We start from the raw sequence: 11526 nt of genomic DNA, 5'->3' as shown, positions 1-11526 counted from the left end.
CGCCCCGGAACGGATACGAGATTCCCGCACAGCGCCCGTGCACCCTCCGCATCCCCGCTGGCCCGCCCCCCCCGAAGGACGAATCATGCCGACGACGCCCCGCTGGCCCCGTCCGGCTGCCCCCGCCGCGGGCGGTCACCGCACGCTGCGGGAGCGGGCGACCCGCACGGTCGCCGCCGCGATGCTGGCGGGCCTCGTCGTCGCGGGCAGCGTGGCGGGGAGCAGCGCGGCGGCGTCGGCCACCGTCGTCGCCGAGCCGGACGGCCTCGACTACGTCGCCCTGGGCGACTCGTTCTCCGCGGGCTTCGGCGTGACGCCCACGACCGGCCTCCCGGTGCCCGGCTGCCTGCAGGCCGAGCAGAACTTCCCCCACCAGGTCGCCGCGGGGCTCGGACTGCGCCTCACCGACGTCACCTGCAGCGGTGCCACCACGCAGCACGTGGCCGTCACCTCGCAGGACACCGGCGCCGGTGTCGCCCCGCGCCAGCTCGACGCGCTCAGCGCAGACACCGACATCGTGACGATCACCATCGGCGGCAACGACCTCGGGTTCGCGACCATCGCCAATGCCTGCACGGCAGCGAGTGCCGACGGCCCCCTCGTCGCCGACCCCACCCTCGCCAACTGCTCGACCAGTCCGGATGCCGCGCTCCTTCTTCCCGCGCTCGAGGGCGTCGTGCGACCGGCGATCGCGGCCACGCTGGCCGCAGTGGGCCAGGCGGCACCCAACGCGCAGGTGTTCGTACTCGGTTACCAGTCGCTCTTCCCCGATGCAGCCTCCACCCCGGCCGCCGGATGCTTCACACCGCTCGGCACCCCGAACAGCGTTCCGTTCACCGACGTCGACGTGCCGTGGCTGCACCAGTTGGAGGGGAGCCTCGATGCCGTGATCCAGTCCGAGGCGGCCGCCGCGGGGTACGACTACGTGCCGACCTTCGCCGACAGCACCGATAACAGCACCTGCGCCCTGGAAGGCGAACGCTACGTCAACGGCATCACGGTGGTCTCCGCCGAGCCGTTCGCGCTCGCCCCGGGGGCACTGCACCCGAACGCCACCGGCATCGCGGCCATGACGCGCCTGGTCACCGCCGCCATCGAGGCCGCCGCGCTCCCGGTCGACGAACCGGGGGTTCCGGCTGAGGTGCCAGGCACACCGGCCGAGGTACCCGCCGTGCCGCAGGCCACGCCCCCCGTCACGGCAGTCCCCGGGTCTACCGCCCCAGGCTCGGTGCCCCGCACCGCGTCGGGCGAGCTCGCCGCGACCGGTGGCCAGGCGCCGCATCACGGGACTACAGCCATGATCGCGGCCGCACTCCTGGCTGCCGGCACGGTGATCGGGTTCTCGACCCGACGTCGATCCGCCGCACGGCGTGGACTCACCCCGACGCGAACCCAGGGCTGACACCGACCAGACCCCGTCCCGCGAGAGCTGTCGTCCCGGCATGAGAAACTGGTAGTGCAGAACGGGACTCGACATCCTCGCGAACGGGAGCGGAATGCCACAGCCACCACCGACAGCCACCGGTCCCGACGGCACGCTCCCCGACGGCACGCACCCCGACCTCACCGAACAGCCGGTCGATGCCAGTGCCGTCATCGCCCGCGAGTCCGCCGCCACCGACTCGATCCCGATCGCCGGCACCAACCCGAAGCCGGGCGGCCGTCACCACAGCGACCAGTTCGCCCTGGTCCTCGTCTCCACGCTGCTCTGGATCTGCCTGTGGGGTGCCATCAGCTGGCTCAACCTCGTCACCGGCCTGCTGCTCGGCCTGCTGGTCACCCGGGTGTTCTACCTCCCGCCTGTGCAGTTCTCCGGCCGCTTCCACGTCGGCTGGTTCCTGGTCTACTTCGTGAGGTTCCTCTACCAGGTCGTCGTCGCCTCGTTCGGGCTCGCCATCCGCGCGTTCAGCCGGGTGCCCGTGCACGGCAACTCGGTGATCGCCGTTCCGCTGCGCACCCGCTCCGACCTGGTGCTCACCATCACCGGCCTCGTCGCGGCGCTCGTGCCGGGGTCGATCGTCGTCGACATCGACCGCTCTCGCGCCGTGCTGTACCTGCACGTGTTCAACACCAGCACCCTGGCCGACAGTGAACGGATGCGACAGCGCGCGCTCACCGTCGAAGCCCAGGTACTCCGCGTCATGGGATCCCGCGAAGAATGCGACCGCCTCGCCGCCGAGTCCGCGACCTGACCCGCTGCTAGAGTCGACCCATACCGACATCCTTTAACCGCCGTCCAGAGAGACGGGGAAGGAGGTCAGAATGCCCGGCAGGATCGTTCTGCAGCACGCTGACATCGCCCGAGCGCTCACGCGCATCTCGCACGAGATCCTCGAATCAAATCGCGGGCCCGAGTCGCTGGTCATCCTCGGCATCCCGACCCGCGGCGTCATCCTCGCCGATCGCATCGCCCTGGCCATCGGAGACATCACCGGCCAGCCCATCGCGGTCGGCGCCCTCGACGTGACGATGTACCGCGACGACCTCGCGCAGCACCCCACCCGCACGCCGTCGCCGACCCGCGTGCCCGCTGGCGGCATCGACGGCGCAACCGTCGTGCTCGTCGACGACGTGCTCTACTCCGGCCGCACCATCCGCGCGGCCCTCGACGCCCTCGGCGACATCGGCCGGCCCCGGGCCGTGCGGCTCGCCGCGCTCGTCGACCGCGGCCATCGCGAACTGCCCATCCGCCCCGACTTCGTGGGCAAGAACCTGCCATCGGCGCAGGGCGAGCGCATCTTCGTGCGCCTCACCGAGACCGACGGCGAGGAATTCGTGAGCATCGCGAGCCCCGACACCCCTCCGCAGACCGACCAGCCGACGACCGGGGGACCGACCCGATGAGGCACCTGCTCAGCACCCGCGACCTCGACCGGGCCACGGCCATCGAGATCCTCGACGTCGCAGAGGACATGGCCGACGTGCAGCAGCGCGCGGTTCGCAAGCTCCCGACGCTGCGCGGCCGCACCGTCGTCAACCTGTTCTTCGAGGACTCCACCCGCACCCGCATCTCGTTCGAGGCGGCGGCCAAGCGCCTCAGCGCCGACGTCATCAACTTCAGCGCCAAGGGGTCGAGCGTCTCGAAGGGCGAGAGCCTCAAGGACACCGCGCAGACCCTCGCCGCCATCGGTGCAGACGCCGTCGTCATTCGCCACCCCGCATCCGGCGCACCACAGGTCCTCGCGCAGAGCGCCTGGATCGAGGCGGGCATCGTCAACGCGGGTGACGGCACGCACGAGCATCCAACCCAGGGCCTCCTCGACGCGTTCACCATCCGCCGCCGCATTCACGGGGATGCCGCACGCGGGCGTGACCTCGACGGCATCAGGGTGACCATCGTGGGTGACATCCTGCACTCCCGTGTCGCCCGCTCGAACGTGTGGCTGCTCAGCAGCCTCGGGGCCGAGGTGCACCTCGTCGCCCCCGCCACCCTGATGCCGGTCGGCGTCGGATCGTGGCCGGCCACACGCGGCTACGACCTCGACGAGGCACTCGCCACCAAGCCCGACGTGGTGATGATGCTGCGCGTGCAGGCGGAGCGGATGTCAGCCGCATTCTTTCCCACCGCGCGCGAGTACTCCAGGTACTGGGGCCTCGACGACCGGCGCTTCGCGATGCTCGGCGCCGGTAGCATGGTGATGCATCCGGGCCCGATGAACCGCGGCCTGGAAATCTCGTCGCGAGCCGCCGACTCGGCCAAGTCCACGGTGCTCGAGCAGGTCGCGAACGGTGTCTCGGTGAGGATGGCAGTGCTCTACCTCGTGCTGTCCGGAGAAAAGGGTGAAACGCCATGACGTCCACAATCCTGATCAGGGCGGCCGCCATGACCGACGGATCGCGCAGCGACATCCTGGTGCGCGACGGCATCGTCGCCGAGCTCGGCGGCGGCCTCAGCGCAACCGGGGCCACCGTGATCGACGCCGACGGGCTCATCGCCCTCCCCGGGCTCGTCGACCTGCACACCCACCTGCGCGAACCCGGCTACGAGCAGAGCGAAACGGTGCTCGGCGGCTCCCGTGCCGCGGCCGCCGGCGGGTTCACCGCGGTGCACGCGATGGCCAACACGTCACCGGTCGCCGACACTGCAGGCGTCGTCGAACAGGTCAAGGCGCTTGGCGACGCGGCCGGCTACGTCACCGTGCGGCCCGTCGGCGCCGTGACGGTCGGGCTCGCCGGGACGCAGCTCGCCGAGATCGGCGCGATGGCCAGCAGTCGCGCGAGGGTGCGGGTGTTCTCCGACGACGGCAAGTGCGTCTCCGACCCGCTGCTCATGCGTCGCGCCCTCGAATACGTCACCACCATCGACGGCGTCGTTGCGCAGCACGCGCAGGAGCCCCGGCTCACCGAGGGCGCCCAGATGAACGAGGGCACCGTGAGCGGCGAGCTCGGGCTCCCCGGCTGGCCGGCCGTCGCCGAAGAAGCCATCATCGCCAGGGACGTGCTGCTCGCACAGCACGTCGGCGCGCGGCTGCACGTCTGCCACGTCTCGACGGCGGGGTCGGTCGAGGTCGTCCGCTGGGCGAAGGCCCGGGGCATCCATGTCACCGCAGAGGTCACCCCCCACCACCTCATGCTCACCGACGAACTGGTGCGCAGCTACGACGCCCGCTTCAAGGTGAATCCGCCGCTTCGCCGCGAAGAAGACGTGCTCGCCCTCCGCGCCGGCCTCGCGGACGGCACCATCGACATCGTCGCCACCGACCACGCACCCCACCCCGAGGAGTCGAAGGACTGCGAGTGGGACGTCGCCGCGATGGGGATGATCGGCCTCGAGAGCGCGCTCTCGGTCGTGCATTCCGCGATGGTCGAGACCGGGCTGCTCGACTGGGCGGGTGTCGCGAGGGTGCTCTCCAGCACCCCGGCCCGTATCGGAGGGCTCGCCGGCTACGACCGCGGCATCGCCGTCGGCGCGCCGGCCGAGCTGACCCTCTACGACCCCGCGGCATCGCGCCTCTTCGGCACGGCCGACCTGCGCGGCAGCGCCGTGAACTCGCCGTTCCTCGACCGGTCGCTGCCCGGCCGCATCCTCACCACCGTGCACGCCGGCTACCCGACGGTGCTCGACGGCGAGCTCGTCGACGTCGACACCGTCGCCCGCTCGGCGGGGGCCACCCGTGGATAGCCGCTACATCAGCGCGGGCATCGTGCTGGCGTTCCTGGCGCTGCTGCTCGTGCTCATGTACCTCGGCTGGCGGCGCCGCCAGGGGCGCCAGTCGGCGATACCGCGCCCCGCCGGCGTGCCGGCCGATCCAGGGGCCGAGCTCATCTCGCTCGAGGTGTTCTACGTCGCATCCACGGTGGCCGGGCAGCCCCTCGACCGCATCGCGGTCGCCGGGCTCGGCTACCGCGCGAGGGCCGTCGTCACCGTGCACGAGTCGGGGGTCGCCCTCGACATCCCGGGGGAGCCCGTCGCGTTCATCCCCGCCGGCGACATCGGCCGTGTCGACCGCGCCACCTGGACCATCGACCGCGTCGTCGAGAGCGACGGGCTGGTTCGCCTCGCCTGGACGCTCGGCGACACCGGCATCGACAGTTACCTGCGCGTCACGGAGCCGGCCGATCCCGGCCCGCTCATCGGCGCCATCGAGACAATCACGCGGACGCCAGAGGGCGTCGGAAACGAGGGAATGTGAGCGCCACCGACAGGGCAATCCTGGTGTTGGAAGACGGATCGCGATTTCCGGGGCGCCCGTGGGGAGCACGCGGGCGCACCACAGGCGAGGCGGTGTTCGCGACCGGCATGACCGGGTACCAGGAGACACTGACCGACCCGTCGTATGCCGGGCAGATCGTGCTCATGACGGCGCCGCACATCGGCAACACCGGCATGAACGACGACGACACCGAGTCGCGCCGCATCTGGGTCGCCGGCTTCGTCGCGCGTGAACCCTCCAGGGTGGTATCGAACCACCGGTCGACGAGTGCCCTCGACGACCAGCTCGTCGCCGACGGCATCGTCGGTATCAGCGGCATCGACACCCGCGCCGTCACCCGCCGCCTGCGCGACGCCGGGTCGATGCGCGCCGGGATCTTCTCCGGCGCCGACGCCGAACTGGGCGACGACGAGCAACTCGCCGCGGTGCGCGCCGGGGCGCAGATGCTGGGCCAGAACCTCTCCGCCGACGTCTCGGTGACCGAGCAGTACGTCATCCCCGCAGACGGCGAGCGCATCGGCACGGTCGCCGTGCTTGACCTCGGCGTCAAGGACTCGACACTCGGCTACCTCGCCGCGCGCGGGTTCGACGTGCACGTGATGCCGCAGACCGTGACGAGCGACGAGCTGGTCGCCCTCGCGCCCGACGCGCTCTTCTTCTCGAACGGCCCAGGCGACCCCGGCGCAAGCGACGACCACGTGGAACTGCTGCGAACCGCGCTGCGCCGCGGCGTGCCGTTCTTCGGCATCTGCTTCGGCAACCAGCTGTTCGGCCGCGCCCTCGGGTTCGAGACCTACAAGCTGCCGTTCGGCCACCGCGGCATCAACCAGCCCGTCGTCGACACCGTCACCGGTCGGGTCGAGATCACCTCCCACAACCACGGCTTCGCGGTGCGGGCGCCCCTCGACGGGCCGACCGACTCCCCGGCCGGATTCGGCCGCGTCGAGGTCAGCCATCGCAACCTCAACGACGACGTCGTCGAGGGCCTCAACGCCCTCGACATCCCCGCATTCTCCGTGCAGTACCACCCCGAGGCCGCGGCAGGCCCGCACGACGCCAACTACCTGTTCGACAGGTTCCGCGACATGGTCACCGGGGCGCAGGAGCGCGCCCGGCTCACGGCCCGCGACCAGCAGGGCACAACTACCCAGAACAGCACCGTGGAGGACGACAAGTAATGCCCAAGCGCAGTGACATCAACTCGGTGCTCGTGATCGGTTCCGGCCCCATCGTCATCGGGCAGGCCGCCGAATTCGACTACTCGGGCACCCAGGCCTGCCGCGTGCTCCGCGAGGAGGGCGTGCGCGTCATCCTGGTCAACTCGAACCCGGCCACGATCATGACCGACCCCGGCTTCGCCGACGCGACCTACATCGAGCCCATCTCGTGGGAGGTCATCGAGACCATCATCGCCAAGGAGCGCCCCGACGCGATCCTGCCGACCCTCGGCGGGCAGACCGCCCTCAACGCGGCCATCGAGCTGCACGAGCACGGCATCCTCGAGAAGTACGACGTCGAGCTGATCGGCGCCAACTTCGAGGCCATCAACAAGGGCGAGGACCGCCAGCTGTTCAAGGAGCTCGTGCTCGAGTGCGGCGCGGACGTCGCCCGCTCGCACATCGCGCACACCGTCGCCGAGGCCATCGACTTCGCAGAAGACCTCGGCTACCCACTCGTCATCCGCCCGTCGTTCACCATGGGCGGCCTCGGATCCGGGTTCGCGTACACGCGCGACGAGCTGGTGCGCATGGTCACCGACGGCCTGCACCAGAGCCCCACCACCGAGGTGCTGCTCGAGGAGTCGATCCTCGGGTGGAAGGAATACGAGCTCGAGCTGATGCGCGACACCGCAGACAACACCGTCGTCGTGTGCTCGATCGAGAACGTCGACCCGGTCGGCGTGCACACCGGCGACTCGATCACCGTCGCCCCCGCGCTGACCCTCACCGACCGCGAATACCAGAACCTTCGTGACATCGGCATCGACATCATCCGCGCGGTCGGCGTCGACACCGGCGGCTGCAATATCCAGTACGCCATCGACCCGGCTGACGGTCGCGTGATCGTCATCGAGATGAACCCGCGCGTCTCGCGGTCGAGCGCCCTGGCATCCAAGGCCACCGGTTTTCCGATCGCCAAGATCGCCGCCAAGCTCGCGATCGGGTACCGCCTCGACGAGATCCCCAACGACATCACGAAGGTCACCCCCGCGTCGTTCGAGCCCACCCTCGACTACGTCGTGGTCAAGGTGCCCCGCTTCGCGTTCGAGAAGTTCCCCGCGGCGGACCAGACGCTCACCACCACCATGAAGTCGGTCGGCGAGGCGATGGCCATCGGGCGCAACTACGCCAGTGCCCTGCAGAAGGCACTGCGCTCGCTCGAGAAGCGGGGCTCGAGCTTTCACTGGGCGGGGGAACCGGGTGACAAGGCGGCGCTGCTCGCCACCGCGTCGGTACCCACCGATGGCCGCATCGTCACGGTGCAGCAGGCGCTGCGGGCCGGCGCCACGCCAGGGGAGGTCTTCGAGGCCACCAAGATCGACCCGTGGTTCATCGACCAGATCGTGCTGATCAACGAGATCGCCGCCGAGGTCGCGGCGGCGGACAGTATCGACGAGCAGCTGCTGCGGCACGCCAAGGACCACGGCTTCAGCGACGCGCAGCTCGCCGAGATCCGGGGAACGGACGAGGCAGCGGTGCGCGAGGCGCGCTGGGCGGCGAACGTGCGCCCGGTGTTCAAGACCGTCGACACCTGCGCCGGCGAGTTCCCCGCCCTCACGCCGTACCACTACTCGAGCTATGACTCCGAGACCGAGGTCATGCCGTCCGACCGCCGCAAGGTGGTCATCCTCGGCTCCGGCCCGAACCGCATCGGCCAGGGCATCGAATTCGACTACTCGTGCGTGCACGCGGCGTTCACCCTCGCCGACGCCGGGTACGAGACCATTATGATCAACTGCAACCCCGAGACGGTCTCGACAGACTACGACACCTCCGACCGCCTGTACTTCGAGCCGCTCACCCTCGAGGACGTGCTCGAGATCCTGCACGCCGAGCAGCAGTCGGGCGAGCTCGTCGGCGTGATCGTGCAGCTCGGCGGGCAGACCGCCCTCGGGCTCGCCGCCGGGCTCAAGGCAGCGGGCATCCCGATCCTCGGCACCAGCCCCGAATCAATCGACCTCGCCGAGGAACGCGGGCTGTTCTCCGGCATCCTCGACGCCGCCGGCCTCGTATCGCCCCGCAACGGCACGGCCACCGACGTCGACGGTGCGGTCATCGTTGCTGAAGAGATCGGCTACCCGGTACTCGTGCGCCCGTCGTTCGTGCTCGGCGGTCGCGGCATGGAGATCGTCTACGACACGGCGTCGCTGGTCGACTACTTCCGCCGCATGGACGGACAGGGAATCATCGGCCCGTCGCATCCACTGCTCGTCGACCGCTTTCTCGACGACGCGATCGAGATCGACATCGACGCCATCTACGACGGCACCGAGCTGTATGTCGGGGGAGTGATGGAGCACATCGAGGAGGCCGGCATCCACTCCGGCGACTCGAGCTGCACCCTGCCGCCGGTCACCCTCGGCCGCGGCCAGATCGCCCGCGTGCGCGAGGCCACCCTCGCCATCGCGCAGGGTATCGGCGTCGTCGGGCTGCTCAACGTTCAGTTCGCCATCGGCGCTGGTGTGCTGTACGTGCTCGAGGCGAACCCGCGCGCGTCGCGCACGGTGCCGTTCGTCTCGAAGGCACTGGGCATCCCGCTCGCCAAGGCCGCAGCCAGGGTGATGGTGGGGGAGTCCATCCGCGACCTCGTCGCCAGCGGGCTGCTGCCAGAGCAGGACGGCTCCGACGTTCCCATCGACTCGCCGATCGCCGTCAAGGAGGCCGTGCTGCCGTTCAAGCGGTTCCGCACGAAGGAGGGCACCGTCGTCGACTCCGTGCTCGGCCCGGAGATGCGCTCGACCGGTGAGGTCATGGGCATCGACTTGAACTTTCCCAAGGCGTTCGCGAAGAGCCAGGAGGCGGCGTACGGCGGGCTGCCCTCGGGCGGCACGGTGTTCGTGTCGGTCGCCGACCGCGACAAGCGGGCGATCGTGCTGCCGGTGCTCCGGTTGCAGCAGCTCGGCTTCGAGATCCTCGCGACCATCGGCACCGCCGAGATCCTCAACCGCAACGGCATTGCGGCGACCGTCGTGCGCAAGTATTCGGAAACCGCCGCGGCGGACGGTTCGACTGATCCCACGATCGTCGACCTCATCAACCAGAACCGCGTCGACGTCGTGATCAACACCCCAGGCGGCCGCAGCGCGCGCGCCGACGGGTACGAGATCCGCGCCGCCGCGGTCGCCGCCGACAAGCCGCTGTTCACCACGATCGCCCAGCTGGGCGCCGCGGTCGCATCGTTCGAGGTCATCCAGGACGGCTTCGACGTCAAGTCGCTGCAGGAATACGCCGCAGACAGGGCAGCCCTCCGGTGACGGCGACGCTCGATCGGGGGGCGGCCGGGCAGCGGTCGTTCGGGCAGCGATTGGATGCCGCATTCGACGCGACCTCGCAGCTGTGCGTCGGCATCGACCCACACCCGCACCTGCTGCAGCAGTGGGGGCTGGCCGACGACGCCGCGGGAGTGCGGGACTTCGCCATGCGCGTGGTCGACGCCGCGGCATCCACCGTGGGTATCGTCAAGCCGCAGGTCGCGTTCTTCGAGCGTCACGGGGCTCGGGGATACGCCGCCCTCGAGGAGGTCATCGGTGCGGCCCGCGCGGCGGGCTTGCTGGTGATCGCCGACGTCAAGCGCGGCGACGTCGGCACGAGCGTCGAGGCCTACGCCCAGGCATGGCTCACCCCGGGGTCGCCGCTCGAGAGCGACGCCATCACGCTGAGCGCGTTCCAGGGCGTGGCGTCGAATGTCGCGCCGTTCGAACTCGCCGAAGCGCACGGCAAGGGACTGTTCGTGCTCGCCGCGACATCGAACCCCGAGGCCGTCGACCTGCAGACCGCGACCACCCGCAGCGGCGCGCGTAGCGGCATGTCCGTCGCGGCGGGTATCGTCGCCGACGTGAGGGAATGGAACGAAGGTCACGCGACGGGGCCGACGCGGCGGGGCCAGGGCGGCACGGACCGGGGCGGCACGGACCGGAACGAGGTGGGCTCCATCGGTCTAGTCATCGGCGCGACCGTCGACCTCGCCGGCTACGGCATCGACCGCGACCAGCTCGGCGACGGCACCGCGGCCCCGATCCTCGCCCCTGGGTTCGGCCACCAGGGTGCCAGGTACGACCAGCTGCCCGCCCTCTTCGGCCGCGCCGCCCGCGCCGTCGTGGTGTCGGCGTCGCGCAGCATCCTGTCCACCGGCCCCGACGGCATCGCCACCGCCATCCGCACCCAGGCCGCCGAGGTGACCGCATGCCGAAAGTAACCCCACCCGACGTCGACCGGGTCGCTGCGTCCCGTGCCGCGGTCGCCGCCCGCCGGGCCCGCGCCGCCGTCAAGCACTCGGTCGCAGCCCGCGAACGCAGCGCGGTCGACGTGCTCGACAGCGCATGGCAGCCCGACCCCGAACCGGCCGAGGCCGGCCTTCGAGTGCGCGACCTGCTGCTGAGCGTGCCGAGCCTTGGCCCGACCCGCGTCGCCAAGGCCATGGCACAGCTCGGCATCGCCGACTCCAAGCGGGTCGGCGGGCTGGGCGTCCGGCAACGCACCCGCCTGCGCGAGTGGCTCGTCGACCGCGAGAAGCGCCAGGAGACTGGCATCCCCTCCCGCCTCGTCGTGCTCGCCGGGCCCACCGCGGGCGGCAAGGGCACGGTATCGACCTACATCCGCGAGAACTACCCCGACGTGCACCTGTCGGTGTCGGCGACCACCCGCAAGCCCCG

At 70.5% G+C, this 11526-nt stretch carries 10 protein-coding genes; all 10 read left to right on the top strand.

Features of this window, described 5'->3' with window-relative positions:
- Positions 1-85: 85 nt before the first annotated feature.
- Positions 86-1402: an SGNH/GDSL hydrolase family protein gene (locus G5S38_RS14385; RefSeq protein ID WP_165070072.1), complete on the top strand. Its 1317-nt coding sequence runs from the start codon at positions 86-88 to the stop codon at positions 1400-1402.
- Between the two features lie 94 nt (positions 1403-1496).
- Entirely contained in the window at positions 1497-2192 is a 696-nt protein-coding gene (locus tag G5S38_RS14380) for a Na+/H+ antiporter subunit E (RefSeq protein WP_165070069.1), read from the top strand.
- Between the two features lie 70 nt (positions 2193-2262).
- Positions 2263-2844: a bifunctional pyr operon transcriptional regulator/uracil phosphoribosyltransferase PyrR gene (gene pyrR, locus G5S38_RS14375; protein ID WP_165070064.1), complete on the top strand. Its 582-nt coding sequence runs from the start codon at positions 2263-2265 to the stop codon at positions 2842-2844.
- The gene (locus tag G5S38_RS14370) at positions 2841-3794 is read left to right on the top strand and encodes an aspartate carbamoyltransferase catalytic subunit (protein WP_165070062.1); all 954 of its coding nucleotides are present in this window, start codon (positions 2841-2843) and stop codon (positions 3792-3794) included. The genes pyrR and G5S38_RS14370 overlap by 4 nt, the downstream gene beginning before the upstream one ends.
- Entirely contained in the window at positions 3791-5122 is a 1332-nt protein-coding gene (locus tag G5S38_RS14365; protein ID WP_165070059.1) for a dihydroorotase, read from the top strand. Before G5S38_RS14370 ends, G5S38_RS14365 begins: the two co-directional genes overlap by 4 nt.
- On the top strand, positions 5115-5633 hold the full coding sequence (locus tag G5S38_RS14360; protein ID WP_165070056.1) for a PH-like domain-containing protein: 519 nt from the start codon (positions 5115-5117) through the stop codon (positions 5631-5633). Before G5S38_RS14365 ends, G5S38_RS14360 begins: the two co-directional genes overlap by 8 nt.
- Positions 5630-6832 (top strand): glutamine-hydrolyzing carbamoyl-phosphate synthase small subunit, encoded by a 1203-nt coding sequence (carA, locus tag G5S38_RS14355; protein WP_235929095.1) that lies wholly within the window; start codon positions 5630-5632, stop codon positions 6830-6832. Before G5S38_RS14360 ends, carA begins: the two co-directional genes overlap by 4 nt.
- Positions 6832-10128: a carbamoyl-phosphate synthase large subunit gene (carB, locus tag G5S38_RS14350; RefSeq protein ID WP_165070053.1), complete on the top strand. Its 3297-nt coding sequence runs from the start codon at positions 6832-6834 to the stop codon at positions 10126-10128. The genes carA and carB overlap by 1 nt, the downstream gene beginning before the upstream one ends.
- Positions 10125-11069, top strand: a complete 945-nt coding sequence (gene pyrF, locus G5S38_RS14345; protein WP_201276707.1) for an orotidine-5'-phosphate decarboxylase — start codon at positions 10125-10127, stop codon at positions 11067-11069. The genes carB and pyrF overlap by 4 nt, the downstream gene beginning before the upstream one ends.
- Positions 11057-11526 (top strand): integration host factor, actinobacterial type (mihF, locus tag G5S38_RS14340; protein WP_268921087.1); only part of this gene is annotated, 470 nt, incomplete at its 3' end. The genes pyrF and mihF, both read left to right, overlap by 13 nt.

Source organism: Marisediminicola senii, assembly GCF_011057645.1.
GTDB classification, from domain to species: Bacteria; Actinomycetota; Actinomycetes; order Actinomycetales; family Microbacteriaceae; genus Marisediminicola; species Marisediminicola senii.
This window is presented reverse-complemented; position numbering and strand designations above follow the sequence as displayed.